At 73.3% G+C, this 26,685-nt stretch carries 24 protein-coding genes; 11 read left to right on the forward strand and 13 right to left on the reverse strand.

Features of this window, described 5'->3' with window-relative positions; translation table 11 throughout:
* The first annotated feature begins 177 nt into the window (after window positions 1–177).
* From Mco01_RS27900 to Mco01_RS27930, 7 genes are read left to right on the forward strand one after another with little or no spacing between them, the layout of a single operon-like run.
* Entirely contained in the window at window positions 178–1,329 is a 1,152-nt protein-coding gene (locus tag Mco01_RS27900; protein WP_204059841.1) for an inositol-3-phosphate synthase, read from the forward strand.
* The gene (locus tag Mco01_RS27905; RefSeq protein ID WP_204059842.1) at window positions 1,326–2,174 is read left to right on the forward strand and encodes an SCO3242 family prenyltransferase; all 849 of its coding nucleotides are present in this window, start codon (window positions 1,326–1,328) and stop codon (window positions 2,172–2,174) included. The genes Mco01_RS27900 and Mco01_RS27905 overlap by 4 nt, the downstream gene beginning before the upstream one ends.
* Window positions 2,171–3,028, forward strand: coding sequence for a sugar phosphate isomerase/epimerase family protein (locus Mco01_RS27910; protein WP_204059843.1), 858 nt, complete (start codon window positions 2,171–2,173; stop codon window positions 3,026–3,028). Before Mco01_RS27905 ends, Mco01_RS27910 begins: the two co-directional genes overlap by 4 nt.
* A complete protein-coding gene (locus Mco01_RS27915; protein ID WP_204059844.1) occupies window positions 3,025–3,630 on the forward strand; it encodes an EboA domain-containing protein in 606 nt (201 codons plus the stop codon). Before Mco01_RS27910 ends, Mco01_RS27915 begins: the two co-directional genes overlap by 4 nt.
* Window positions 3,630–4,481, forward strand: coding sequence for a TatD family hydrolase (locus tag Mco01_RS27920; protein ID WP_204059845.1), 852 nt, complete (start codon window positions 3,630–3,632; stop codon window positions 4,479–4,481). The genes Mco01_RS27915 and Mco01_RS27920 overlap by 1 nt, the downstream gene beginning before the upstream one ends.
* A complete protein-coding gene (gene eboE / locus Mco01_RS27925; RefSeq protein WP_204059846.1) occupies window positions 4,481–5,608 on the forward strand; it encodes a metabolite traffic protein EboE in 1,128 nt (375 codons plus the stop codon). The genes Mco01_RS27920 and eboE overlap by 1 nt, the downstream gene beginning before the upstream one ends.
* Window positions 5,605–6,981 carry an alkaline phosphatase family protein gene (locus tag Mco01_RS27930; protein ID WP_204059847.1) on the forward strand — a complete coding sequence of 459 codons (1,377 nt, stop codon included), beginning with the start codon at window positions 5,605–5,607 and terminating at the stop codon, window positions 6,979–6,981. The genes eboE and Mco01_RS27930 overlap by 4 nt, the downstream gene beginning before the upstream one ends.
* 104 nt (window positions 6,982–7,085) lie before the next feature.
* Here the strand turns inward: Mco01_RS27930 and Mco01_RS27935 are convergent, their stop codons facing one another.
* Both Mco01_RS27935 and ahcY read right to left on the reverse strand, forming a co-directional pair.
* Window positions 7,086–8,315, reverse strand: a complete 1,230-nt coding sequence (locus Mco01_RS27935) for an adenosylhomocysteinase (RefSeq protein WP_204059962.1) — start codon at window positions 8,313–8,315, stop codon at window positions 7,086–7,088.
* Between the two features lie 98 nt (window positions 8,316–8,413).
* Window positions 8,414–9,841 carry an adenosylhomocysteinase gene (gene ahcY / locus Mco01_RS27940; RefSeq protein ID WP_204059848.1) on the reverse strand — a complete coding sequence of 476 codons (1,428 nt, stop codon included), beginning with the start codon at window positions 9,839–9,841 and terminating at the stop codon, window positions 8,414–8,416.
* Between the two features lie 178 nt (window positions 9,842–10,019).
* On the opposite strand from ahcY, the gene Mco01_RS27945 reads away from it, so the two are divergent.
* A complete protein-coding gene (locus Mco01_RS27945) occupies window positions 10,020–10,391 on the forward strand; it encodes a MerR family DNA-binding transcriptional regulator (RefSeq protein WP_036327946.1) in 372 nt (123 codons plus the stop codon).
* A gap of 156 nt (window positions 10,392–10,547) precedes the next feature.
* Complete coding sequence (locus Mco01_RS27950) at window positions 10,548–11,201, forward strand: response regulator (protein WP_204059849.1); 654 nt, start codon at window positions 10,548–10,550, stop codon at window positions 11,199–11,201.
* 12 nt (window positions 11,202–11,213) lie between these two features.
* Here the strand turns inward: Mco01_RS27950 and Mco01_RS27955 are convergent, their stop codons facing one another.
* From Mco01_RS27955 to Mco01_RS27985, 7 genes are all read right to left on the reverse strand, one after another.
* Window positions 11,214–12,839 carry a DUF6114 domain-containing protein gene (locus Mco01_RS27955; protein ID WP_204059850.1) on the reverse strand — a complete coding sequence of 542 codons (1,626 nt, stop codon included), beginning with the start codon at window positions 12,837–12,839 and terminating at the stop codon, window positions 11,214–11,216.
* A 46-nt stretch (window positions 12,840–12,885) separates the two neighbouring features.
* Window positions 12,886–13,482, reverse strand: coding sequence for a DUF6230 family protein (locus tag Mco01_RS27960; RefSeq protein WP_204059851.1), 597 nt, complete (start codon window positions 13,480–13,482; stop codon window positions 12,886–12,888).
* 148 nt (window positions 13,483–13,630) lie between these two features.
* Complete coding sequence (locus tag Mco01_RS27965) at window positions 13,631–14,578, reverse strand: cation diffusion facilitator family transporter (protein ID WP_204059852.1); 948 nt, start codon at window positions 14,576–14,578, stop codon at window positions 13,631–13,633.
* Between the two features lie 33 nt (window positions 14,579–14,611).
* The gene (locus tag Mco01_RS27970; RefSeq protein WP_204059853.1) at window positions 14,612–15,757 is read right to left on the reverse strand and encodes an SIS domain-containing protein; all 1,146 of its coding nucleotides are present in this window, start codon (window positions 15,755–15,757) and stop codon (window positions 14,612–14,614) included.
* Window positions 15,754–15,927 (reverse strand): Trm112 family protein, encoded by a 174-nt coding sequence (locus Mco01_RS27975; protein WP_084369929.1) that lies wholly within the window; start codon window positions 15,925–15,927, stop codon window positions 15,754–15,756. Before Mco01_RS27975 ends, Mco01_RS27970 begins: the two co-directional genes overlap by 4 nt.
* 3 nt (window positions 15,928–15,930) lie before the next feature.
* Window positions 15,931–17,292 carry a phosphomannomutase/phosphoglucomutase gene (locus Mco01_RS27980; RefSeq protein WP_204059854.1) on the reverse strand — a complete coding sequence of 454 codons (1,362 nt, stop codon included), beginning with the start codon at window positions 17,290–17,292 and terminating at the stop codon, window positions 15,931–15,933.
* Between the two features lie 92 nt (window positions 17,293–17,384).
* Window positions 17,385–17,750 (reverse strand): DUF3499 domain-containing protein, encoded by a 366-nt coding sequence (locus Mco01_RS27985; RefSeq protein WP_036327959.1) that lies wholly within the window; start codon window positions 17,748–17,750, stop codon window positions 17,385–17,387.
* A 165-nt stretch (window positions 17,751–17,915) separates the two neighbouring features.
* On the opposite strand from Mco01_RS27985, the gene Mco01_RS27990 reads away from it, so the two are divergent.
* Window positions 17,916–18,389: a metallopeptidase family protein gene (locus Mco01_RS27990; protein WP_372444994.1), complete on the forward strand. Its 474-nt coding sequence runs from the start codon at window positions 17,916–17,918 to the stop codon at window positions 18,387–18,389.
* An 11-nt stretch (window positions 18,390–18,400) separates the two neighbouring features.
* Here Mco01_RS27990 and Mco01_RS27995 read toward each other — a convergent pair whose 3' ends face one another.
* The 4 genes from Mco01_RS27995 to Mco01_RS28010 all read right to left on the reverse strand — a co-directional run bounded on the left by Mco01_RS27995 (window position 18,401) and on the right by Mco01_RS28010 (window position 25,529).
* A complete protein-coding gene (locus Mco01_RS27995; RefSeq protein WP_204059855.1) occupies window positions 18,401–19,861 on the reverse strand; it encodes a DUF5719 family protein in 1,461 nt (486 codons plus the stop codon).
* Window positions 19,858–22,707, reverse strand: coding sequence for a glycosyltransferase family 2 protein (locus Mco01_RS28000; RefSeq protein WP_204059856.1), 2,850 nt, complete (start codon window positions 22,705–22,707; stop codon window positions 19,858–19,860). Before Mco01_RS28000 ends, Mco01_RS27995 begins: the two co-directional genes overlap by 4 nt.
* Window positions 22,708–22,944: 237 nt before the next feature.
* Entirely contained in the window at window positions 22,945–23,184 is a 240-nt protein-coding gene (locus tag Mco01_RS28005) for a WhiB family transcriptional regulator (protein ID WP_198167393.1), read from the reverse strand.
* A gap of 206 nt (window positions 23,185–23,390) precedes the next feature.
* Window positions 23,391–25,529, reverse strand: a complete 2,139-nt coding sequence (locus tag Mco01_RS28010) for a hypothetical protein (RefSeq protein ID WP_204059857.1) — start codon at window positions 25,527–25,529, stop codon at window positions 23,391–23,393.
* Between the two features lie 173 nt (window positions 25,530–25,702).
* Between Mco01_RS28010 and cofD the strand changes: the two genes are divergently transcribed.
* The gene (cofD, locus tag Mco01_RS28015) at window positions 25,703–26,641 is read left to right on the forward strand and encodes a 2-phospho-L-lactate transferase (RefSeq protein WP_204059858.1); all 939 of its coding nucleotides are present in this window, start codon (window positions 25,703–25,705) and stop codon (window positions 26,639–26,641) included.
* Window positions 26,642–26,685 lie beyond the last annotated feature (44 nt).

The following is a 26,685-nucleotide window of genomic DNA, read 5'->3' on the forward strand; positions in this document are numbered from 1 at the left end:
AATAGCGCATCACGCCGGGCGGCGGCCCGCGACATGTCCGCACCATGCGCACCATGTCCACCGTGCCGCACGTGGCCGCACAGTGCGGCACCGTGGCCACACCGTGGCCGCCGCCCGCGAGATCTCACCCGCCATGAACACCCCGCCGTTCCGGCGGACGACCGTGAGAGGAGACAGATGAGTACGGGAGTATGGCTGATCGGAGCACGAGGATCGGTCGCGGTCACCAGCATGATCGGGGCGCTGGCGGTGCGGGCGGGCCTGGCCGAGCCGACCGGATGCGTCCTGGAGTCGCCCGAGCTGCACAGCGACGCCCTGCCCGGCATCGACGAGCTGGTTTTCGGCGGCCACGACATCTCCTCGATCCCCTTGGGGAAGAAGGCCGCCGCGCTGGGCGAGGCGGGAATCGTCCCGGCCCGGCTCGCCGCGGCCGTGCAGGACGCCCTGCTCGAGATCGAGCAGGACGTGCGGCCGCTGCCGGTCCGCGACACCCAAGCCGAGATCGCCGAGTCCATCGGCGCCGACCTGGACGGTTTCCGCCGGCGCCACCTCCTGGATCGAGTCGTCGTGATCAACGTCTCGACCACCGAACCGGCGCCTCGACCACACCCCGCCCACGCCGATCTCGACGCGTTGCGGGCCGCGCTGGACGGCCCGGACCCCGTCCTGCCGCCCAGCGCCCTGGCCGCCTACGCCGCCCTGCGCGCCGGCTGTCCGTACGTCGACTTCACGCCCTCCACCGGCGCCCGCCTGCCCGCCCTCGACGCCCTGGCCCGCGGGCAGGGACTGCCGTACGGCGGCCACGACGGCAAGACCGGCGAGACCCTGGTCAAGTCGGTGCTCGCGCCGATGTTCGCCCTGCGCAACCTGAAGGTGCGCACCTGGTCCGGCACCAACCTGCTGGGCGGTGGCGACGGAGCCAACCTGGCCGAGCCGGCGGCCAACGCGGCCAAGTCCGCCAGCAAACAGCGCGTGCTGCACGAGACGCTCGGTTACACCCCGCAGGGTGACACCCGGATCGACTTCGTCGAGGACCTCGACGACTTCAAGACCGCCTGGGACCTGATCACCTTCGAAGGCTTCCTCGGCACGCGCATGCGCATGGAGTTCACCTGGCACGGCTGCGACTCCGCCCTGGCCGCGCCGCTCGTCCTGGACCTGGCGCGGCTGACAGCGGCCGCTCACGCGGCCGGGCGTACGGGCCCGCTCACCGAGTTGGCCTTCTTCTTCAAGGACCCGCTTGGACAGGTGCCGCACGCACTGGCCGAGCAGTGGAAGGCGTTGCGCGACGCGGTCGCCGCGTTCGACGTGCGGAACACGCGGCGATGACGGCTCCGCGCGACCTGTTCGACCTGGTCCGGGCACCAGCGGCGCTGTCCGTCCCCGGCGATGTCGTCGCCGGGGCGGCCGCCGGAGGGGCGCTGGGCCGCCGCACCGCCGGTCTGGCCTGCTCCTCGATCTGCCTGTACTGGGCGGGGATGGCCGCCAACGACTGGGCCGATCGGCATCTCGACGCGGTGGAGCGCCCCGAGCGTCCCATCCCCTCAGGGCGGGTGTCCGCGAACCAGGCCCTCGGCACAGCGGCGGCGCTCACCGTCGCCGGCCTCGCCGTGGCCGGGCTCACGGGAGGCCGGCGTGCCCTGACGGTCGCCGCCCCTCTGGCCGCCGCCATCTGGGCATACGACCTGGCGGCCAAGTCCACGCCCGCCGGCCCGCTGACGATGGCGCTGTGCCGCGGCCTCGACGTGCTGCTGGGCGCCACTCCCGGTTCCTCCGCCGTCGCCGCGCTGCCTTCCGCCCTCACGATCGCCGCCCACACGTACCTGCTCACCGCGCTCTCGCACGGAGAGGTATCGGGCACCGACCCGCGCCTGCCGGCGGCGACCCTGGCAGGCACCGTCGCGCTCACCGCCGCCACCGTCCGCGGCAGTGCCGGTGCGGCGCAGCCGGCCCTCGCCGGCTGGTACGCCGCCCAGTTCGGGCTCCCCCAGGCGCGCGCCGTCGCCGACCCCTCGGCGATGCGTGTCCGTGAAGCGGTCAACGCGGGCATCGTCGGCCTGCCGGCCCTCCAAGGAGCCCTCGCCGCACGCGGCGGCGCCCCCCGCGTCGCCCTCGCCCTCGCCGCAGTGGTCCCGCTGGCCCGGCGCCTGGTCAGAAAGATCTCCGCGACATGAGGTTCGGCTACGGCACCAACGGCTTCGCCAATCACCGGTTGCCGGACGCCCTCGGCGTCATCGCCGACCTCGGCTACTCCGGAGTGGCCCTGACGCTCGACCACTCCCACCTCGATCCGTACGCCGACGGGCTGGGACCGCGGGTGGCGGAGATCGCCGACCGGCTGCGCACCCTCGATCTGGCGGTGGTCGTCGAGACAGGTGCGCGTTACCTGCTCGATCCGCGGCGCAAGCACGCCCCGACGCTGCTCGACGACGACCGGGACGTGCGGGTGGACTTCCTGTGCCGGGCCGTCGCGATCGCCGCCGATCTGGGCGCCGAGGCGATGTCGTTCTGGTCCGGCGTACGCCCGGACCGGATCGACCGGGCCACCGCCTGGAACCGGCTGGTCGACGGCTGCGGGCGAGTTCTCGACGCCGCTCGGCGCGCCGGTGTGCCGCTGGGGTTCGAACCGGAGCCCGGGATGCTCGTCGAGGCGATCGCGGACTGGCGGACGCTGCACGAGGCGCTCGGCGCGCCGGACGGCTTCGGCATCACCCTGGACATCGGGCACTGCCGCTGCAACGAGCCCGCTCCGGTGCCCGAGTGCGTCGCGACCGTCGCCGGCCACCTGGTCAACGTCCAGATCGACGACATGCGGCGGGGCGTGCACGAGCACCTGGAGTTCGGCGAAGGGGAGATCGACTTCCCGCCGGTGCTGCGCGCGCTCACCGACGCCGGCTACCGGGGCCTGATCTCGGTCGAGCTGCCCCGGCACTGCCACGCCGCGCCCGTCGTGGCCGCGCGTTCGATCGAGTTCCTGCGTGAAGCCGAGAAGGCGTCCAGGCGCGATGCCGAGGGGAGCACGAGGTGACGCCATTGGAGCGGCTGCGAGCCGCGCTGCGGGACACGCCGCAGGACGAATGGGTGGACGCCGCGCTCACGGCGGCGGCCGAGCGGCCCGAGACGATCCGCCGGTCCTTCGCAGCAGCCGGGCGGCGCGTCGGACGGGCGCCGCTGCCCGGCGTCCCCGGGTGGACGGCGGACGAGGCCGCCCGGGCGCTGCTGCTGGCCGCGCTGCCGGCGGACCGGGTGCCGGCCGAGACCGGCGAACTGTACCGCTACGGCGACGCCGACGAGAAGCGGGCCGTGCTCAAGGCCCTGCCGATGCTCGCCGTCGGTACAGCGGGGCTGCCGCTCCTGCACGACGCGATCCGCACGAACGACGCGCGCCTGCTGGCCGCCGCCCTCGGCCCGTACGCCCGCCACCTCGACCAGGCCGCCTGGCGGCAGGCGGTGCTCAAGTGCGTGTTCACGGGCGTCCCACTGTCCGCGGTCAACGGCCTGGGCGAGCGGGCCGACCATGAGCTGGCGGCCATGCTGGCCGCCTTCTCCGACGAGCGCGCGGCGGCGGGGCGTCCCATGCCCGCCGATGCCGCCGCCCTGCTCGACCGTTTGACCCGCGAGGAGGCTTGATGCGCATCTTCGACCCGCACATCCACATGACGTCGCGCACCACGGACGACTACGCGCGGATGGCCGCCGCCGGAGTCCGGGCCGTCGTGGAGCCCGCCTTCTGGCTGGGCCAGCCGCGCACCAACCCCGGCTCGTTCACCGACTACTTCGACTCCCTGATCGGCTGGGAGCCGTACCGGGCCGGCCAATTCGGTATCGTCCACCACGCCACCATCGCGCTGAACCCCAAGGAGGCGAACGACCCCCGCTGCCGGCCGGTGCTGGACCTGCTCCCGCGTTACCTGGACAAGGACCGCGTCGTCGCGGTCGGCGAGATCGGCTACGACTCGATGACCCCGGATGAGGACGACGCCTTCGAACGGCAACTCGCGCTGGCCCTCGAGTACGACCTGCCGGCGCTCGTGCACACCCCCCACCGCGACAAGGCCCACGGCACCCGGCGCACCCTGGAGGTCGTCGCCGCCTCCGGACTCGCGCCCGAGCGGGTCGCCGTCGACCATCTCAACGAGGTCACCGCCGACATCGTGCGCGACTCCGGATGCTGGATGGGCTTTTCCATCTATCCGGAGACGAAGATGTCACCGCCGCGCATGGTGGAGATCCTCCGCCGCCACGGCCTGGACCGGATGCTGGTCAACTCCGCCGCCGACTGGGGGATCTCCGACCCGCTCCTCACCCTGGAGACCGGCAGGGCGATGCTGGCCGCCGGATTCACCGACGACGACGTCGACCGGGTGCTGTGGCGCAACCCCGTGGAGTTCTACCGCCAATCCGGACGCCTCGACCTGACCGCCATCGGCTCGACCGAGCGCACGTTCGCCGGCAGCTCCATCAAGCGCGGCGGCAGCTGATGCGGCTGCGCCATCCGGCAGGAGAGCCGCTGCACCTCAGCTACTGCACCAACGTGCACGCGGCCGAAGACCTCGACGGCATCATCGCCCAGCTCGACACGTACGCGGTCCCGATCCGCGCCCGCCTCGGCACGGACGTCCTGGGACTCGGGCTCTGGCTGGCCGCACCCGTCGCCGCCGCCCTCGCCGCCGACCCCGCGCTCCGTGCCAGGCTCCGCCGGGAGCTGTCCGCACGGTGCCTGGAGGTGGTCACGCTCAACGGCTTCCCCTACCGCTCCTTCCAAGACCCGGTCGTCAAGCACGCCGTCTACCACCCCGACTGGACGACGAAGGACCGCCTCTCCTACACCCTCGACCTGGCACACGTCCTCGCGGACCTGCTGCCGGACGACGCGGCCCGAGGGTCCGTCTCGACGCTGCCGCTCGCCTGGCGGGACCCCTGGGACACCGGCATGGCCGACCTCGTCGCGCGAAGGCTCAGCCGGCTGGCCGACGGCCTGGCCGCCATCGAGTCGTCCACCGGGCGGGTCGTACGGGTGGGGTTCGAACCCGAACCGGGCTGCGTCGTGGAGAGCACCGGACAGGCCGTCGAACGGCTGGCCGGCGTCGACGGCGACCGGCTCGGCGTCTGCCTGGACCTCGCCCACCTGGCCTGCGCCTGGGAGAGGCCCGCCGACGCCCTGGAGGCACTGGAGCGAGCCGGCCTTCCCATCGTCAAGGTTCAGCTCTCCGCGGCACTGGAGACCGCGGACCCGGACCCCCTCCGCGCGTACGCGGAGCCGCGCTTCCTGCATCAGACGCGCAACGCCGCGGGCGACGCCGCGGACGACCTCGACGAGGCCTTCGCCCGGCGGCTTCCCGGGCCCTGGCGGGTCCACTACCACGTGCCTCTCCACGTCTCACCGGCAGCGCCGCTGACCACGACCATCCCGGTGATGCGTGAGGCGCTCGCGCAGCTCGTCGGCGGGCCGCGGCCGCTGTGCGACCACTTCGACGTGGAGACCTACACCTGGGGCGTCCTGCCACCCGCGCTGCGCCCGCAGACCCCTGAGCAGCTCGCCGCGGGCATCGCCGACGAGCTCGACTTCGCCCGTACCGAGCTGCGGGAGCTGGGAGTGAGCACATGACATCGTTGCTGGTCCTGGACGTGGTGGGGCTGACCCCCAGGCTGCTGGCGCACATGCCGCGGCTGCGGGCCGTCGCCGCGGACGGCTTCCAGGCGGAACTCGGGACCGTCCTGCCCGCTGTCACCTGTTCTGTGCAGTCGACGTTCCTCACCGGCGTTCCCCCGGCCGAACACGGCATCGTCGGCAACGGCTGGTACTTCCGCGACCTCGGCGAGGTCCTGCTGTGGCGTCAGCACAACGCGCTCGTCGGCGGAGAGAAGGTGTGGCAGGCCGCCCGCCGCGAGCGGCCCGGCCTCACGGTGGCGAACGTCTGCTGGTGGTACGCGATGGGCGCCGACGTCGACTGGACGGTCACGCCCCGGCCGATATACCACGCCGACGGGCGCAAGGAGCCCGACTGTTACACCGCCCCACCGGAGCTGCACGACGAGCTGACCCGGGCGCTGGGTGTCTTCCCTCTCTTCACCTACTGGGGCCCGGGAGCGGGCATCGCCTCGTCGGCCTGGATCTGCCGCGCGACCCAGCACGTCATGGCGGCGCACAACCCCGACCTGACGCTGGCCTACATCCCCCATCTCGACTACGACCTGCAGCGATACGGGCCGTCCGACCCGCGGTCAGCCGCGGCGGCCGCGGAGCTGGACAACGTGCTGGCGCCGCTGCTGGACGCCGCCGCGGGGCAGGGACGGACGGTGGTCGCCCTCTCTGAGTACGGCATCACCGATGTCTCCCGCCCCGTCGACGTCAACCGCGTGCTCCGCGCCGAAGGGTTCCTCCGGGTCCACACCCAGGCCGGCATGGAGTACCTCGACCCGTGGACCTCGCGCGCCTTCGCCGTCGCCGACCACCAGGTGGCGCACGTCTACATCTCCGACCCCGCCGACGTGCCGGCCGTGGCGAAGCTCTGCGCCGCCCTGCCCGGCGTCGCCGAGGTGCTCGACGACGGCGGAAAGAGAGCGAACGGCCTGGACCACCCCCGCTCCGGCGAACTGGTCCTGCTCGCCGAGCCCGACGCCTGGTTCACCTACTACTACTGGCTCGACGACGCCCGCGCGCCCGACTTCGCCCGCCTCGTCGAGATCCACCGCAAACCCGGCTACGACCCCGCTGAGCTCTTCTTCGACCCGGCGGACCCCGGCGCCGCCAAGCGCAGGGCCGGCGTGGCGCTGCTGCGCAAGAAGCTCGGCATGCGCTACCTCATGAACGTCGTCGGCCTCGACCAGGGCGCCCGCGCGGTACGCGGCTCTCACGGGGTGCTTCCCGCCGACCCCGCCGACGCTCCGGTGCTGCTCTGCTCCGACCCGTCCGCGGCCAGGGAACGATTCGAGGCCACGGACGTCAAGAACCTGCTCCTGCGCCTCGTACTGAAGTGATCACCATGTGACGCGGATGTTCGGCGGCGAGGATCTCCAGGCTCGTGCGGCGGCGCGACTCGCCCGTTCGCCGTTCCGCTCTGCCAGGTCTCGGCCCTGACCCGTCAGGAGCCGAGACGCCAGGAGTGCAGGTAGTCCTCCTGCTCGTCGGTGAGGGCGTCGATGTCGATCCCGGTGGCGGCGAGCTTGAGGCGGGCCACCTCGGCGTCGATGTCCGCCGGCACGTCGTACACGCCGGGTGTGAGGTTCGCCGACTCCGCCGCCAGCCACGTCACGGCGAGCGCCTGGGCCGAGAACGACATGTCCATGACGGCCGCCGGGTGGCCCTCCGCCGCGGTGAGGTTCACCAGCCGGCCCTCGGCCAGCAGCAGGAGCCGCCGGCCGTCCTGCAGGACGTACTCGTCGGTGTTGGGCCGGATGCCGAAGTGCGCCTCGCGGGCCATCTCCTCCAGCGCCCGGACGTCGATCTCCACGTCGAAGTGGCCGGCGTTGGCGAGGATCGCGCCGTCCTTCATCACGGCCAGGTGCTCGGCGCGGACGACGTCCCGGTTGCCGGTGACCGTGATGAACACGTCGCCGACCTCGGCGGCCGCGGCCATGGGCCGCACGTCGTACCCCTGCAGCGACGCGTCGAGCGCCTTGACCGGGTCGATCTCGGTGACGATCACGCGCGCGCCGAGGCCCTTGGCCCGCTCGGCCACGCCGCGGCCGCAGAAGCCGAAGCCCGCGACGACGACCGTGCGGCCGGCGAGCAGGACGTTCGTGGCCCGCATGATGCCGTCGAGGGTCGACTGGCCCGTGCCGTACCGGTTGTCGAACATCCGCTTCGTCCGGGTGTCGTTCACCGCGACCATCGGGAAGCGCAGCGCGTCCTCCGAGGCCATCTGGCGCAGGCGGATGATGCCGGTCGTGGTCTCCTCACAGCCGCCGGCCACGTCGCCGAGCAGCTCGACCCGTTCGGTGTGCAGGATGTTGACCAGGTCGCACCCGTCGTCGAGCACGATGTGCGGGCCGATGTCGAGCGCCTGGTGGATGTGCCGGTAGTAGGCGTCCTTGTCCACCCCGGCGCGGGCGTGCACCTCGATCCCGTACGACGCGAGGGCGGCGGCCACGTCGTCCTGCGTGGACAGCGGGTTGGAGGCGGCCAGGGCGATCTCGGCGCCGCCGGCCCGCAGCGCGCCCATGAGGACGGCGGTCTCGGCGGTCACGTGCAGGCAGGCCGCGATCCGCAGCCCGTCGAGCGGCCTGTCCTGGGCGAAGCCGGCCCCGATGGCCTCCAGGACCGGCATCGACCGGGCCGCCCACTCGATCCGCCGCTCCCCGGCCTCGACCATGTCGGAGACGACCACCCCGGCACCTCTCCCTCTTCCGTGCGCGTGGTCCCGCGGGACGCCCGGCGTGCGGACGCCCCACGGGATCGAGGAGGGGCCGGTCAGTAGCGGTAGTGGTCCGGCTTGTACGGGCCCTCGACGTCCACGCCGATGTACTCGGCCTGCTTCTTGGACAGCGTGGTCAGCTTGACGCCGAGCGCGTCCAGGTGCAGGCGGGCGACCTTCTCGTCCAGGTGCTTGGGCAGCACGTAGACGCCGATCGGGTACTCGTCGGTCTTGGTGAACAGCTCGATCTGGGCGATCACCTGGTTGGTGAACGAGTTCGACATGACGAACGACGGGTGGCCGGTGGCGCAGCCCAGGTTCATCAGGCGGCCCTCGGCGAGCACGATGATCGAGTGCCCGTCGGGGAAGACCCACTCGTCGACCTGGGGCTTGATGTTGTTCTTCACGATGCCGGGGATGCGGCCCAGGCCGGCCATGTCGATCTCGTTGTCGAAGTGGCCGATGTTGGAAACGATCGCCTGGTGCTTCATCTGCGCCATGTGCTCGGCGGTGATGATGCCGTAGTTGCCGGTGCTCGTGACGAAGATGTCCGCGATGCCGACGACGTCCTCCAGGGTGGTGACCTGGAAGCCGTCCATCGCCGCCTGGAGCGCGCAGATCGGGTCGATCTCGGTGACGATCACCCGGGCGCCCTGGCCGCGCAGCGCGTCGGCGCAGCCCTTGCCCACGTCGCCGTAGCCGCAGACCACGGCCACCTTGCCGCCGATCAGCACGTCGGTGGCGCGGTTGAGGCCGTCGATCACGGAGTGGCGGCAGCCGTACTTGTTGTCGAACTTCGACTTCGTCACCGAGTCGTTGACGTTGATGGCGGGGAAGAGCAGCTGGCCGTTCTTGTGCATCTCGTACAGGCGGTGCACACCGGTCGTGGTCTCCTCGGTGACGCCCTTGATGCTCTCGGCGACCCGGGTCCAGTGCTTGTCCTCGCCGACCGTGCGGCGGAGCGTGTCGAGGATGATGGCCCACTCCTCCGGGTCGTCCTCGCCCGCGGTCGGGACGGCGCCGGCCTTCTCGAACTCGGCGCCCTTGTGGACGAGCAGGGTGGCGTCGCCGCCGTCGTCGAGGATCATGTTGGGGCCGGAGCCGTCGGGCCAGCGGAGGGCCTGCTCGGTGCACCACCAGTACTCCTCAAGGGTCTCGCCCTTCCAGGCGAAGACCGGCACACCCTTGGGGTCGTCGGCCGTCCCGTCGGGGCCGACGACCACGGCCGCGGCCGCGTGGTCCTGGGTGGAAAAGATGTTGCAGCTGACCCACCGGACGTCGGCGCCGAGCGCGACCAGCGTCTCGATCAGCACGGCCGTCTGGATCGTCATGTGCAGCGAGCCCATGATCTTCGCGCCCCGGAGCGGCTGCGCGGCGGCGTATTCCTTCCGGGTCGCCATCAGGCCCGGCATCTCGTGCTCCGCGAGGCGGATCTCCTTGCGGCCGAAGTCCGCAAGGGCAAGGTCGGCGACCTTGAAGTCCATGAGAGTGTCCCTCCGTTGTCCGTCCCTGCGAGTTTAGGCGGCCCGGTCACCCCCATGCATTCGCCAGAGTGCGAACCTCACACAAGAATGTGAGAATCGCACACCAGAGGCTGCCGAGGGGCCTCTCGGGTGTCTAGCGTGAACGTCGTCGGCCCTCGCGGGCGGGGAAGGGGGGATCATGCGGATCACCGAGGCGGCCAGGCTGCTCGGCCTGTCCCCCCGCATGCTGCGCTACCGGGAGGCGCTCGGCCTGCTGCCGCCCGTGCGGGACCGGGGCGCCCATCGCCGGTTCGGCCCCGACGAGCTGGAGGCCGTCGGCCAGGCCATGGAGCTGGAGCGCCGCTTCGACGTCTCCCCCGCCGAGCTGGCCTTCGCGCTGCGGGCCCTGTCGGAGCCGGCCGTCGCCCAGGCCGTACGGGATCTGGGGGTGCGGATCGGCCGCATCCCGGCTCCCCGCAGGGCCCTGGACTTCGAGAAGGAGAAGGCCCTGCGCCTCCTCCGCCAGCGCTCGGGAGTCGCTCTCAGGAGTGACGACACCCGGCGGCGATAGCCCCGGCCCAGCCTCGTCCCCCTCCGGCGACCACGGCGACGGGCCCGGCCATGGCGTCATCGGGATGCGGGAACGGGCGACGGCCCTCGGCGGCTGGTTCACCGCGGGCGGGGGCCCGGCCGGCGGCTTCCTCGTCCGGGCGGGGCTGCCCACCGGATGACGGTCATCAGGGTCCTCGTGGCCGACGACCAGCCGGTGGTGCTCAGGGGTTTCACCGCCGTCCTCGCCGCCCAGCCCGACATGGCCGTCGTGGGCGCGGCCGCCGACGGCGCGCAGGCCGTACGGCTCGCGCAGGCCGAGCGCCCTGATGTCGCCGTCCTCGACGTCCGCATGCCGGGCGTGAACGGCATCGAGGCCGCCCGCGCCGTCACCGGCCTCGGCGTCAGAGCCCTCATGATCACGACCTTCGACCTCGACGCGTACGTGTACGACGCCCTTCTCGCGGGCGCGAGCGGGTTCCTCCTCAAGGACGTCCGGGCCGGGGACCTCGCCGAGGCCGTCCGGATCGTCGCCCGCGGAGAGGCGCTGCTCGCCCCCACGGTGACCCGGCGGCTGATCGCCGAGTTCACCCGGCGCCGGGCCGCTCCGCCCCTGCCGTCCCTGACGCCGCGGGAGTCGGAGGTGCTCCGCCTGATCGCGCGCGGGCTGTCGAACGCGGAGATCGCCGAGACCCTCGTGGTGAGCGAGCACACCGTGAAGACCCACGTCGCCCGGCTGCTGGCGAAGCTGGGCCTGCGCGACCGGACGCAGGCCGTCATCCACGCCTACGAGACGGGTCTGGTGCGGATCGGCGAGGCGGACGGCCCCTGACCCCGGACCCGCTCAGGACCCCACGACGAGGTGCAGGTCGTCGGCGCGCAGCGAGTCCGCGCTCACGTACGGCTGCTCGCTGACGATGTCGGTCATCGTGACCGGGACGTTCAGGGACGGCAGCAGCCTGAGCGCACGCACGATCACGTTCGGGTTGTCGGCCGTGAACACCTGCGGGAGGCCGAGGAGCTTGCCCGTCATCCTGGTCGTGTAGATCACCACGTCGCCCTCGAACGTGAACGTCCTGCCGGTGAGGGTCGTGCCGCCCATCGTCTGCTGCGGCTGGTCGAGCACGGCCCGGTCCATGGTGAACCGCAGCATCTTGACCGAGCCCGTGGCGGTGGGCATCTCCACGACACCGTGGAACTTCATGCCGGTCATCGTGAGCGAGGGCGCCCGGACCGCGGCCGGCTCGGTCGCCACCATGGGTGTGGAGCCCGTCCCGCCCGGCCCGGATCCGGAGGTCCCGCCGGACGGGCTGGGCGAGGGGGACGCCGCGCCGGGGAGGAGGGCCGGTGGCGGGCTCCCGGCAAGCGTGTCGCCGAGCCCGTCGAGGATCCCCGGAACGGACGGCAGCGAGGGCAGCACCGTCGGAAGCGCGGTCGGCAGGACGGTGGCGCCCGCGTGACGCGGTTCGGCGGCCGTGCCGGCCTGCGCCTGCCGCCCCCAGGTGTTCGCCACGGCCAGCAGGACGGCGGGCAGGACGGCGACGGCCAGCGCCCTCCCGGCCGTTCCCGTCCCGCCAGGGCGTCCGCACCCCGCTCGCGTCGCCTCGCCGGAGACCGGGCCGCGGCGCTCGCCGTGCCGGCCGGGGTCCGGCTCGCCCCGCTCCAGGTCGGCACCCCCGCGCCGACCGGACTCGGGTTCCCTCCGCTCCAGGTCGGGACGCCCGTGCCGGCCGGGGTCCGGCTCGCCGGAGACGGGATCGTCACGCTCGGGCTCCGGCCGGCCGTGACGGCCGGACTCAGGCCGCGTCGCTCCTCCGCCGGAGCCCGGGAGCGCGCCGGGCGAGGCGGGAGCGGGCCGCGGTGGGCCGGGGTCGCCGGCGGCCGGGTGACCGCCTTCCGGGTCGTCGCCCTCGCCCGGGTCGTCCCCGCCCGCGCGGTCGCCCTGCGGCGCGGCCTCGCGGACGCGGCCGATGAGGACGCGGGGGGCCTCCCCGGCCCGGTCGCCCGGGGACGGCTCGCGGGGCGGCGCGTCCAGCCGCTCCTCGCCGCTCACCACCCGGCGGTCGGTGAAGGTCATGCCGGTCTGCGGGAAGCCGCCGGGGGCCGGCTCCGCCGCCGGGGCGCCCTCGCCCACCGGCGTCCAGGCCGCCGCCAGCGCGCCCCCGACGAGGCCGAGGAGCATGCCGACGAGGAAGCCGCCCAGGTTGGCGTACACGAACGAGGCGATGGACACGAGCACGGCGACCACGCCGAGGAACACCCGCTGCCCGGGCTGCAGCCACAGCAGCAGGCCGAGGATGATCAGCAGGAGCGAGATCAGGTACGTCGCGCCGACCGTGCCCGACTGAATCACCAGTGGCAGCGCCCGGGTCGCGAACGGGATGCTGAGGAGCTCCAGCCCGGCCAGGAGCGTGAGAAGCCCGCCCCAGAACGGCCGGGTGCGCCGCCAGGATCGTGCCGCGTCGCTCACGAGCGCCCGCCTTCCCTGCCGCCGTGCCGCGGAGCGCGCACCGGCATCAGAAGCACTCGTGCTCGCCGGGCTCGACCCCGAGCTTGAGGCCGGGCAGCTTGAAGGTGGCGGCGTTCACCGACCAGGAGACCTGACGGAAGTCCTTGATCGACACCGCGGTGGCCTGCTGGCCGAACATCCCGCTCGCGCCCGTGCCGCCCGGCACCTGGTCGAGCGTGCTCGCGTCGCGGCCGGCCTCGATGTCGGTGAAGGTCGCGTTGCCCTCGATCTGGGAGGCGTCGACGATCATGTTCTCGGCCGTCACGGGGACCTTGCCGGTGCCCGCGGTGATCCGGATCGTCACCGCGCCGACCGGCGACTTCACGAGCACCGTCTGACACATGTTCGTCAAGGTGGCGTGGCGGATGCCGGACACCGCGACCGGGATCTTCTGGCCCTTCTTGTTCTCGACGAGGCTGCCGTACTGGACGAACCCCTCGCCCTTGAGCGTGTCCGCGGAGACCTTGAAGGTGTCGCCCGAGACCACGAACGACGCGCCGATGGCCCCCTCGGCGGTGGCGCCGACGAGCACGGACGCCACGGCGAGCGCCGGGACGAAGAAGAGCGCGAAGCGCTTCCATCGGACGCGTCCCTGCTCGACCATGGGTGACCTCCGTGGGTGCTGACTCTGGAATGTAAAGGTAAAGTTACCCACGGGTACCGCTGTGACTGAAGTGACAGCGCATCACATTTCAATCACAGCGCGCGATGTGTTAGGGCGGCCGTAAACCGCTATTCGGACTGCGCCGAGGTCAGGCGCCCGTACGGCTGTCCGCGGAGGCGGCGGCGTCGGCCCGGTAGAGGTCGGGCTCCAGGTAGATCACCCTGGCCATCGGGACGGCCTCGCGGATGCGGCGCTCGGCCTCGTCGATCCCACGGGCCACCTGGCCGGCCGTGTCGTCGTGGTCGACGGCGATCTTCGCGGCGACCAGGAGCTCCTCCGGGCCGAGGTGCAGCGTGCGCATGTGGATGACCCGGCTCACCTCGGGGGCGTTCTCCAGCGCCGCGCAGATCTTCTCCTCGACCTCGGGCGTCGCGCTCTCGCCGATGAGCAGCGACTTGGTCTCCACGGCGAGCACGATGGCGATGGCCGCGAGCAGCAGGCCGATCACGAGGCTGCCCACGCCGTCCCACATGCCGTTGCCGGTGACGACGGCCATCGTCACGCCGAACAGCGCGAAGACGAGGCCGAGCAGGGCGCCGAAGTCCTCCAGCAGCACGACGGGGAGCTCAGGGGCCTTGGCGCGGCGGATGAACGACACCCAGGAGTGATCGCCCTTGGTCTCCCGCGACTCCTTGATGGCCGTCCGGAAGGAGAACCCCTCCGCGACGATCGCGAAGACCAGGACGGCGAAGGCCCAGACGGGCGACTCGACCGGCTGCGGGTCGGCGATCTTGTGCCATCCCTCGTATAGGGAGAACAGGGCGCCGATCGTGAACAGCACCACGGCCACGACGAACGCGTAGAAGTACCGCTCCCGGCCGTACCCGAAGGGGTGCTTGCGCGTGCTGCGCCGGGCGGCCCGCTTGCCGCCCAGCATCAACAGGGCCTGGTTGCCGGAGTCCGCCACCGAGTGCACGGACTCGGCGAGCATCGACGACGACCCGGTGAAGAGGAATGCGACGAACTTCGACACCGCGATCGCCAGGTTGGCGCCCAGGGCCGCCAGGATCGCCTTGCTACCGCCACCCGCACTCACGTACTGCTCCTCATCACTCGGCCAAAGGTGATCCTATGGGGAAATTCTGGCCGCGAGTTCGGTGACGGCCGGCACCGCGGCCGGGTCGATGCCGTATCCCAGCGCCAGGTAGACGGTCGCGTAGTCGCCCAGGCCCACGAGCGTGGCCAGCCGCTCCAGCGGGTGCGCGCCGTCCGCGACGATCTCCGACACCGGTACGTCGCGGTCCTCGGCGAGCCGGACGGCGGCGACCCGCCGCCGGGTGACCTGCGGATGCTCCTCGACGTCCCGCAGCAGGACCAGCCGCAGCCGCGCGCCCCCGCCGGGCTCGTCGGAGAACGGGTCGGCGAACAGGTCCCGCCCCGCCAGCGGGCCGTCGAGCGCCGCGAGCTGGTTGTGGGTGACCTCGGGGATCTGCCCCCAGACGGCCGGATACTTGGCGTTCTCGTTCAGCTGGCAGCTCAGCCGGTACGCCGCGGCGGCGGCGACCGGGGAGACGCCCCAGATCATCGGGATGCTGCCGGCCAGCTCCATCGCGAGCGTCTTACCCGGGTTGATGAACGACTCACTGGACGGGCGGCACCGGTGGGCGATGTCCTCCAGGACCGTGGCCACCACCTCGACCACGTCCTCGCCGGCCTCGACCAGCCCCATCCCCGCGGCCGCCACGATCAGCGGGATCGCGAGACCCCACATCGTGACCCTGGTCTGCCCGGCGGCCCCCGAGACCGGCACGTACCGGCCGCCCGCCTGGGTGACGAGCGCCGCGAGCGGGGTGTCCGGCCGGCCGACGCCGAGCACGGCGCAGCCGCGGCGGGCGGCCTCGGTGGCGACGGCGATGGTCTCCTCCGTCGTCCCCGAGCGCGAGACGGCGATCATCAGGTCGGCTGCGCCGATCCAGCCGGGGAGGCGGTAGCCGCGGACCGTGACGATCGGCAGCGGGACGCCGTTGCCGCAGACGGCGTCGAGGATCTCGCCGGCGACGCCGGCCGCGCCCATCCCGGCGACGACGATCGCCCGCGGCCGGCGCTCGCGGCCCAGTGCCGCGACGCCCGCCTCGACGGCCGACCGGTACGCGGTGCGCACCTGGGCGGCCGAGGAGGCCACGGTCCGCAGCATGCCAGAGGGATCGGCCTCGGCCAGGTACACCTGGTCGTCGAGCCGGTCCGGGTCGAACCGCGCCCCCGGGGCGGCGGTCATGCCTTGCGGGCCTCGTCGACGAGGAGCACCGGGATGTCGTCGCGCACGGGGTAGACCAGGCCGCACGCCTCGTTGGTGCAGGCGAGCTCGTCGGCGTCGGCCTCCGCGCGGAGCGGGGACTTGCACGCCGGGCACGCCAGGATGTCCAGCAGCCAGTCGTCGATCTTCACTCGTCAGCTCCTTACGACGGAGAGGACCTCGTCGCGGATCGCGGCCGTCCTCTCCTCGTCGGCCGCCTCGGCGTTGAGCCGCAGCAGCGGCTCCGTGTTGGAGGGGCGCAGGTTGAACCACCAGTCCGGACCGCTGACGGTCAGGCCGTCCAGCTCGTCGAAGGTAACACCCTCCCGGCCCGTGAACGCCTCCCGGACCCGGGCGAGGGCCCCCGCCTGGTCGTCCACCCTGCTGTTGACCTCGCCGGAGGAGGCGTAGCGCGAGTACCGCGACAGGACCTCCGACAGCGGCCGGTCCTGCTCGCCGAGAGCCGCGAGGACGTGCAGGGCGGCCAGCATCCCCGAGTCGGCGAACCAGAAGTCGCGGAAGTAGTAGTGGGCCGAGTGCTCGCCCCCGAAGACCGCGCCGGTCTTGGCCATCTCCGCCTTGATGAACGAGTGGCCGACGCGGGTGCGGACCGGCACGCCGCCGTGCTCGGACACGATCTCCGGCACGCCCTTGCTGGTGATCAGGTTGTGGATGACCGCGGCGCCCGGGTGCTTGGCCAGCTCCCGCACGGCGACCAGGGCGGTGATCGTGGACGGCGAGACGGACTCGCCCCGCTCGTCGATCACCCAGCAGCGGTCGGCGTCGCCGTCGAAGGCGATCCCGATGTCCGCGCCCCGGTCGACGACGGCCTTCTGCAGGTCGCGCAGGTTCTCCGGCTCGATCGGGTTGGCCTCGTGGTTGGGGAAGCTGCCGTCCAGCTCGAAGTACAGCGCGGTGAGCTCGACGGGCAGGCCCTTGAAGACCTCGGGGACGGTGTAGCCGCCCATGCCGTTGCCGGCGTCGACGACCACCTTGAGCGGCCGGATGCCCGACAGGTCGACCAGCGTCTTGAGGTGGGCGGCGTAGCCCTCCAGCAGGTTGCGCTCGCTCACCGTGCCCGGCCGGTCGGCGGCGCCGTCGTCCAGGCCGCGCTCCAGCAGCTCGGCGGCGCGGTCGCGGACCTCCAGCAGGCCGGTGTCGGTGCCGACCGGCACCGCCCCGGCGCGGCACATCTTCATGCCGTTGTACTTGGCGGGGTTGTGGCTGGCGGTGAACATCACGCCGGGCAGGTCGAGGCTGCCGCTCGCGTAGTAGAGCATGTCGGTCGAGCCGAGCCCCGCGTTGACGACGTCGGCCCCGCGGGAGGTGGCCCCGCGCGCGAAGGCCGCGGAGAGCGGGCCGGAGGAGGTCCGCATGTCGTGCGCCATCACCACCGACTTCGCGCCCGTCACCTCCACGAAGGCCGCCCCCACGGCCTGGGCGATCTCCTCGCTGAGCTCGTCCGGCACGACGCCCCGCACGTCGTACGCCTTGAAGATCCTGGTGAGGTCGGCCACTGCACGCCCCTAAAAAGTCGTAAGTCTTCGCACCTGAGCCTATAGCGCCTGATTGCCCACACAGCGGGCGTCCCAACGTGGTGCGGGCGAACTCACCGCTCCCGGTTGGGCTGGGCCGACTTCAGCACCCGGAGGTGGCCGCGCCTGCCCACCTCGACCGCCTGGCCGACGGGCTCGCCGGCGGCGGGCGTGGGACGGGCGGCCTCGCGGACGGCGTTGGCGAGCGCCTCGAGGTCGTCGCCGCTCGGGGACACGGCCTCCGACGGAAGGCGCACGACCTCCCAGCCCCTGGGCGCCGTGAGCCGTTCCGCGTGCTCCGCGCACAGGTCGTAACAGTGCGGCTCGACGTACGTCGCCAGGGGGCCGAGAACGGCGGTCGAGTCGGCGTAGACATACGTGAGTGTGAAGACGGCAGGCTGCCTGCAGGCGGTACGGGAACAGCTGCGGACGGGGCTCACGGAGGGACCGTATCCGGTCCGCGTTCACATTGCCACCACCCGGCGGCTGTTATCGAGCGTGTCGCCACAATTGGGCGATCTCAGATGTCGCACCGGGATAACCGGCAAAGCGGACACGGGGCGCACGGTCCACCGCCGTCCGGGCGCGCGCTCTAAGCTGGCTGCGTGAGCGATCGGAGCGAGCCCGGCGGCGGGCCGGACCCCAAGCGGCGGGTGCGCCGACGTGATCGGCACGGCCGCGGCATGCGCGGCCCCCTCGCCCCCGCGCACGTGCCGATCGCCAAGTCGCGGGGAGAGCGGTTCGACGACCTGGTGCTCGACGCCGTCGACCGGCTCAAGCCCCGCTGGGGGACGCAGCTCGCCTCGGTGGAGTTCGCGGTGGAGGAGGTCCCTCCCGCGAGCGAGCTGATGGACGGCCCGGCCCGGCTCGCCTCCGAGCCGATCCCGCTCGGACGGGCGGAGTCGGCGGCCGGGGACGACCCGGCGGCCGTGGTGCTGTACCGGCGCCCTCTCGAGGCCCGCGCCCGCGACCGCGACCAGCTCGGCACGCTCGTCTTCGACGTCGTCGTGGAGCAGGTGGCCAGCCTCCTCGGCCTCACCCCCGAGACGATCGACCCCGGCTACGACGACCGCCACTGACCCCCGGCGGGTCAGGGCAGGACGGCCCCCGGGGAGTCGGCGGTGGGCGGGACGAGGGCCCAGATCCGGGCCACGGCCAGGGGCTGCGCCGTGAGCATCTCGCCGTCCGGGGTGGGCTCGTCGACGACCCGGCCGCCGTACACGGGCCCGGAGCCCGGCTGGGGCTGGACGACGACGCTGAACGAGGCTCCGCCGGGCGGCGGGGTGAGCGTGAGCTCCCGCGTGCGCGCGGCCGGCAGCTTCACCTCGACCGGCGCGGGAGGCGTGCCGTCGGCGGGCAGCAGCTGAACGCGGACGGTGGCGGCCGTGAAGGGCGCCGACAGCACGAGCCGGGAGACCTGCTTCTTGGCCGACCGGCCGTCGGCCACCACGCTGCCGAGGTCGATCGAGGGAGCGCCGGCAGTGAACGCGACGTCCTGGCTGGAGCCCGTGCCGGTGATCTTCAGCCCGGCCACGATCGGCACGTCGGCCGTCAGCACGAGGGCCGCCGCCTGGCCGCTCACGCCGGTGGTCAGGTCGAACGTGGCCGTCGACCCGGCTGGGACCTCGACCGTCTCCTTGTTCTTCAGCGCGTACGAGCCGTCCTTGAGCACGGCCTTCACCTGGACGACCGTGTCCTGCTCGCCCGGCGCGGTCACGTACAGCTCGCGCGGGCCCGCGATGCCGGGGATGCCGGGGACGACGACCCGGGTGGCCGGCGGGGCGGCGGCGGGGATCCAGTCGACGCCGAGGCCCTTGCCGTACACCGCCTTCACGGCGGCGGCCACGCGGCCGCTCCCCGTGCTCACCTCCAGGGCCATGACCAGCGGCGAGGGCGCGAGGTCGCGCAGGTTGACGACGCGGGACTCCCCCGGCTGGAGGATCATGCCGTTGCCGCGCTCGCTGAGCACGGGCCCCTCGCCGGAGTAGACCATGAACGTGACGTCGGCGGGGGCGGCGTCGGCGTTCGTCAGGTAGAGCGTCATCTCGGCCGCGGCGGGGCCCGGACCGACGAACCAGGCGTCGTTGCCCGGCTCGACGCACCGGACTCCGGCCAGCCCGCGCTGCGTCCCGGACTTCTCGCGCGCGGTCTGCGACGCCTCCAGACCGGCGGCCATGGAGCCGGTGGCGGCGACCGCGAGCGGCCCGCCTCCGGCCGGGACCTCCCGCTGCCAGAGCCGGCCGGGACGCTGGATCACGCCGAGCGGGGCCTGCGGCTTGGCGGGCTTGCCGTTCTTGCCGGTGGGGGGCGCGACCGCGCCCAGGGTGGCGGCGCCCGGCCCCTGCGCGCCGGAGGGGGTGATCACGCTGACGCGGGTGCCGCTCGGGGACGGGCACACCGTGGTGACCGACTCGACGGGCGCCTTGAGAGGCGTGGCCGCGGCGCGGGCGACCGGAGCGGGCCGGGTGGCGAAGGCCACGCCGTACAGGGCGCCGATCGCCACCAGCACGAGCGCGAGCAGGCCGAAGCGGTTCTCGACGATCTTCCTCATGCCGGCACCCGGTCCTCCTTGGAACGGCGGCGGCCGCGGGGCGCGGCCTCCACCGGGACGTCCGCGTAGTCCTCCTCCGGCTCACCGGTACGGGCGCCGGGCGAGGCCAGGACCAGCATGAGGACGAGCAGCGCGCCCTGGGCCCACAGCCAGATCCGGTGCGTGGACCCCTTGACCGCGGGCGGCGGGGCCACCGTGACCTGGCCGCCCATCCGCCACAGCCCGCCGCTGTCGGACAGGCTCATCCGGACCAGGGCCGGGTCGGAGTCGAGCGAGCGGCGCAGGGCCGGGTCCACCGGGCCGGGGACGCTGACGAAGGCCACGCCCATCGAGGCGAGGGTCTGGGTGTGCGTGCCGCCCCCGCCGGAGGCGAGCCCGGCGACCGCCGCGCCCAGGCCGTGGCCGGCGTCCGCCGGGGACGCCAGGTCGGACTCCCCGATCAGGGGCGCCCGCCCGCGCAGCAGCGTGTACGACACCCGGCCGTCCTTGGGGCGCAGCAGCAGCGTCGCCTCGCCGTGAGCCGACCCGAGCGCGGCCAGCATCGGCATGGGGTCGGGCACCCCGCGTTCCAGCGGGCCGCCCGCGCCCCTGGCGACCCAGAAGCCGGCGGCGGCCAGCGGGGTGGCGAACGCGACCACGACGATCAGCAGGACGCCCAGGCGCCGCAGCCGGCCGCCCGCGCGGAACTCGGCGATCCGGTGGGCGGGGTGCGCGGCGGCCACCAGCAGCCCGGTGGCGGCGAACGCCATCGGGACGCCGGGCCAGGCCGGGCCGCCGCCGGCCGTCATCCTGCTCACCACGGTGGCGACGAGCACGCCGAAGAGCATGACGCCCCAGCCGACCGCGACCACCATCTGGTGGCGGCGCAGCAGGAGCGCGGCCAGGGCCACCGCGACCAGCCCGGCCGTCACCCAGAACGGCGGCAGGCCGGGCCCGCCGGGGCTGAGCATGAGCAGGGATTGGGCGGCGAGGCGGGGGTCGGCCGGCGAGGTGTCGTGCAGGCCCGACTCCAGGAGGATCCGCCCCGGGTCGCGGACGATCCCGGCCAGCCACGGCAGCAGCAGGACGATAGGCGTGCCGAGGCCGATGGCGAGCGACCTGGTGACGCCGCGGCGCACCCCGGCGAACGACACGGCGGCGAGGGCGCCCAGGATCGCCACGAGCACGTAGACCAGGGGGACGAAGGCCGTGCCCACGGTCAGCAGCAGGCCGAAGCCCCAGGCCGCGCGGCGCGAACCGGCCGTGATCCGGGTGGCCAGCGCGGCGTAGACCGGCAGCAGGACGAAGACGATGGCCGTGCCCAGCCGCCCGGACGCGACCGCGCCGGTCGCGACCGGCAGCAGCGCGTACGTCGCGGCCAGCCAGACCCGGGCGGGCACGTAGGGGATCATCCGCTTGGTCGCGGCGTACGCCGAGAACCCGGCCAGCGGCACGCAGCCGAGCAGGAGCACGGACACGGCCAGCCAGGTCTTGCCCAGGAAGACCGTCGACAGCGCCGCGAGCACCGCCACGTACGGCGGCGCCCAGGCGTCGGAGCCGAGCCCGGCGGTGTGGTGGTCCTCGACGTAGAGCCGCCACAGGTCGGACGCCCCGCCCGTCACCGGGACCAGCGCGCCGCCGCCGAGCAGGCCGCCGGTCAGCAGCGACCGCTCGGCCACCAGCGTCACGGCGGCGAGGGCGAGGCACAGGACCACGCCGGGGCTGGAGAAGAGCCGCTGGACGACGCCGGAGTCGGTCAGCAGCTCGTCGCCGTCGTCCTCGGCGGAGTCGTCGCTCGCCGCGGCGTGATGCCGCCCGGCCGAGTCGACGGGACCGGCGCCCGCGAGGAAGCCCTGCACCATGTCGGCCAGCCGCCGGAACGCCGCCCCCGGCGGGGTGAGCAGCCGCTGCACCGCCGGGTAGCCCTGTTTCCTCCCGTTCCTGCGCGCCTTGCGGGCCCGGCGCAGCCGTCCGGGATGGGCGAGCACCGAGCCGAGCGCGGCCATCTCGTCGAGCGCGTTGGCGGGCTGCTTGGCCAGCAGGAACAGCACGGTCCTGACGAAGGAGCCGGTGACGTTGCGCACGATCGACCGGAGCAGCGCCCAGAACGGCAGGTTGGCCATGATGACGAACAGCGCGTTGCGCCGGTCGAGCCGCCGGGGGTGCTCGTCGCTGGTCGCGATGCGGCGGCGCCGCCGCGCGGACGCCTCGGCGTGCCAGGCGACGGCGTCGCTCACGCTCAGCACCCGGTGCCCGGCGACCCGGGCCCGCCAGCACAGGTCGAGGTCGTCGCGGAACAGCGGAAGGGCGGTGTCGAGGCCGGACAACTGGTCCCAGACGTCGCGGCGGATCAGCATGCCCGCGGTCGAGACCGACAGCACGTCGTGGACCCCGTCGTGCTGGCCCTGGTCGTACTCCCTGGGCTCAAGCCCGGTGTCGCGGCGCCCGGACCTGCTGACGGTCACGCCGATCTCCAGCAGCACGCGGCGGTCGAGCCAGTCGCGCAGCTTGGGGCCGAGGACGGCGGCCTTCGGGTCCTGGTCGGCGGCCCACAACAGGGCCTGGAGTGCCTCGGCGTCGGGGGCGCAGTCGTCGTGGAGCAGCCAGATCCACTCGGTGCCCTGGGCGGCCGGCAGGCGCCCCAGCGCCTCGTGCACGGCCTCCCCGAACCCTGTCGACCGCGACAGGCTGAGGACGTTGTGCTGCCCGAACGCCTCGCTCAGGATGCGTCCGCTGCCGTCCCTGCTGCCGTTGTCGACGCCGACGACGCGGTCGAGCGGCCGGGTCTGGCGCAGGACCGCCGCCAGCGTCTCCTTGAGCCAGCGTGCGCCGTCGTGCGCGACGACGATCGCGGTGACCGAGTGCACGTCGAGTCCTTGAGGGGTCCGTTCAGCAGAGCGCGGACCACGATACGGCACCCCGGACTCGCCCGATCACACGCGAGCCAAACCGGTGTACCTCCGCGGCACACCCGCGCCGCCGGCTGGAACGGGCCATCCCCTGGGGCACCGGGAGGAGTGCCTCAGGGACGACGCCGCGACCGCGGCCACGGCCGACCCACGTAAAGCGACGGGGCCACGCGCCCCGCGTGGCCCCGTCCCGGCTCAAACGGCCTGACGCTTGATCCTGCGCCTTTCCCGTTCCGACAGCCCACCCCAGATGCCGAACCGCTCATCGTGTTCCAGCGCGTACTCGAGGCACTCGGCCCGCACTTCACACGACCGGCACACCTTCTTGGCTTCCCTGGTGGAGCCGCCCTTCTCCGGAAAGAACGCCTCCGGGTCGGTCTGGGCGCACAGCGCGCGCTCCTGCCACCCGAGATCCTCGCCGAGCGCCTGTGCCATGACCAGATCGGTCACTGCACACCTCCCTGTCGCTCGTCCGCCCACTATGGAGCCCCCCATGAACGCCTCCCCCGTACCCACCCTGCGGGAGGCGTAACAACATGCCTGTAATTACACGCGCGTGGCGCGTGCGGCGTCAAGCGGCATAGCGATACCCGGGGAAAGACCTGCTCGCCCCGGTTCGTACGCCCCGATCTTCGGTCCTATCAGCGTTCGGAACCATACCAAGGCAGGTTCGGCTCGGTTCCGCGGCCTGCCTGTTCCGTGCCGGAACCTTCCTCATACTTTGCCTGCGACCGGTCGGGGGTGTAGATCGCGGTGGGGTCGATCGGCTCCTCCCGCCTGCCCGGGTCGCCGAGCGGGTCGCCGCGGTAGCCGGCCGGGTCGAAGCGCAGGGTCTGGTCGGCCGCCGGCTCGGCCGCCGGCTGCTGGTACGGCGCGGCCGGCTGCTGGGGGTGGCCGAGGGGGTTGTCGTAGTACTCCGGGTAGTCCTGGGGGCCGGTCGGGAGGTCGGGCGGGGCCGGCCTCTGGTAGCTCTGCGCCTGCTGGTAGGCCTGCGCGAGCTGCTGCTCCCGCGGGTCGGCCGAGCCCTCGTAGGCGGGCGGGGCCTCGTACGAGGGCTGCTCGTACCCGGGCGAGGCCGGGGCCGGGTCGGCGGCGTGCCGCGCGAACTGCGAGCCGGAGTAGCCCGCGAACGGCGTGCCCTGCTGCCCCCCGTACGACTGGCCCTGCTCGTACGGCCGCTCCTGGGGGGCGGCGGGCAGCCCGTAGGAGTCGGAGTAGCCCTGACCGCCGAGGGCGTCGCCGGCGGACGGGAAGCCGTGGTCGTCCTGGCCCCCGGCGGGCGTCCGGCCGTACCCGGCCGCCTCGGGGTGCTGGCCCGCGTAGCCGTACTGGTCGAACACCGGGCCCTGCGGAGGCTGGGAGTACCCGCCGGGCTGCGGGGCCGGGGCGGGCTGAGCCTGCTGCTCCTGCCCGTAGGACCCGGCGGGCCGGTCCCCGTACGAGGGGCCGGCGTAGGGGTCGGAGTAGTGGGCGCCGGTCGGGAAGTCCTGCTGCGCCGGCCGGCCCGGGTCGGACGGCCAGGAGGGCTGCTGACCCTGCGGCTGGCCGCCCTGGGCCTGCTGGCCCGGCTGGCCGGCGGGCGCCGCCTGCGGGAACGAGGGCTGGGTGCCGTAGGCGTCCGCGTGCGCGGGGGCCGCCCCGTACTGCCCGTACGGGTCCTGCGCGTGGTCCTGCCCGAAGGCGCCCTGCGGCCTGTCCTGGGCGAACTGGTCCTGGCCGAAGCCCTGCGGCCGGTCCTGGGTGTAGGGGTCCTGGGAGCGGTCCTGGCCGTACTGCTGCTCGCCCGAGGGCGGAAGCTGGGGGAACGACGGGACCGGCGAGGGCGCCTGCCCCGGGACGCCGTGGGCGCCCGGCCGGTCGCCCGCGGCCTGACCGTTCACACCCTGGCCGTTGACGGCCTGACCGTTCACACCCTGACCGTTCACGGCCTGCGCGGGGGCACCCTGCCCGTTCTGGCTCCGCGCGCCGAGGTCCTGGCCGTTCACGCCCTGGGCGAACCCCTGGGGGCCCTGGCCCGCCTGCGCGGGCTGCGGGACCTGGCCACCCGGCTGCCCATGCGGGTCGCCGTGATCGCGGCCCTGCTCGTAGGGCTGACCCTGCTCGTAGGGCTGCGCCTGGTCGAACTGCCCGCCCGGACGGCCGGGGCCGCCCTGAGCCGTCTGCGGGACCGGCTGGCCCTGCGGCCCGGCGAAGGGCGGGCCGATGAAGCCCTGCTCGCCGTACGGGCGGTTCTGCGCCTGGCCGTACTGCTGGCCGTCGCCGTAGCCGGGGGCGAGGGCCGGCGCGTACGGCTGCGGCTGGTGGGCCTGCCCGCCGAAGAACCCCTCGTTCTGCTCGCGCCGCCGCTGCAGGCCGCCCGCCGCGTTCAGGGCGAAGACGGCGGCGACGGCGACCAGGGCCGTCACGGGGATCCCGGTGACGAGGTTCTCGAACCGGTCGCGGAACGCGGGCAGATCCCCCACGAGGACGCCGAACAGGCTGATCACGGAGAAGACGAAGCCGAGCGCCAGCGCCCCGGCCGAGCCGAGCGCGATGAGGCGGGCCCGGGGGGTCGGGTCGCCGAATCGGGTCACGAGCACCACCGCGCCGACCGCGAGGGCGGTCGTCACCGGGGACGCCAGCGCGTGGAGGCCGTTCACGGAGCGGACGCCGAAGGAGGCGCCGCCCGTCGAGGTGCCGAGGAGCAGCCGGGCGATGCCCACGAGTATGCCGGTGACCACCACCGTGAGCATGATCCACGCGCCCGGCTCCCGTAGCCGGGTCGTATCGACCTTGAGCACAGCTACCCCCATTGGTCCAAACGGCACTCGGGGAAGTTTTGCACATGCCCGACTTCGGTGTCGGCAGACCCTGGAACCCCACAAGTGGTGCGGACCCCTGCTATCAGGGCGTACGGCGCCTTTCCGGGGTGGGCGTTCGCGGTGCGCGGACGGCCCGGTGGAAGACTGGCCGCATGCGCATCGTGTCCCTCGCCGGCGGAATCGGCGGCGCCCGCTTTCTCCGAGGCCTCAAGGCCGCCGCCCCCGACGCCGAGATCACCGTCATCGGGAACACCGGAGACGACATCACCCTTTTCGGCCTCCGGGTCTGCCCCGATCTCGACACCGTGATGTACACCCTCGGCGGTGGCATCAACGAGGACCAGGGGTGGGGCCGGGCGGATGAAACGTTCACGGTCAAGGAGGAACTGGCCGCCTACGGCATGGAGCCGCAGTGGTTCGGCCTGGGGGACCGCGACTTCGCCACCCACATCATCCGGACGCAGATGCTGGCGGCCGGCTACCCGCTCTCGCAGGTGACCGAGGCCCTGTGCGACCGCTGGCGGCCGGGCGTGCGGCTGCTGCCGATGTCCGACGACCGGACCGAGACCCACGTGGTGATCTCGGACGCCGAGGGCAGGCGGGCCGTCCACTTCCAGGAGTGGTGGGTGCGGCTGCGGGCGTCCGTCCCCGCCGAGCAGATCCTCCTGGTCGGCGCCGAGGACGCCGCGCCCGCCCCGGGCGTGCTCCAGGCCGTCGGGGACGCGGACGTGGTGATCCTGCCGCCGTCGAACCCGGTCGTCAGCATCGGCACGATCCTGCAGATCCCCGGCATCCGGGCGGCGCTCGAGGGCAAGACAGTCGTGGGCGTGTCCCCCATCATCGGCGGCGCCCCGGTGCGCGGCATGGCCGACGCGTGCCTGACCGCGATCGGCGTCGAGACCAGCGCCCAGGCCGTGCTGGAGCTGTACGGCTCCGGCCTGCTCGACGGCTGGCTGGTGGCGGAGGAGGACAAGGGCGTGGCGCTGGACGGCGTCGCGGTCGAGGCCAGGCCGCTGCTCATGGACTCCCCCGAGGCCACCAGGGAGATCGCGGCGGCCGCGCTCGCCCTGGCCCTCTCGCTGTCCCGCTGACCGCCCCCCGGCAGGCTGACCCCGGCCGACCGCCGCCGACCACC

Origin of the sequence: Microbispora corallina (assembly GCF_016863035.1) — a bacterium.
Classification (GTDB): domain Bacteria; phylum Actinomycetota; class Actinomycetes; order Streptosporangiales; family Streptosporangiaceae; genus Microbispora; species Microbispora corallina.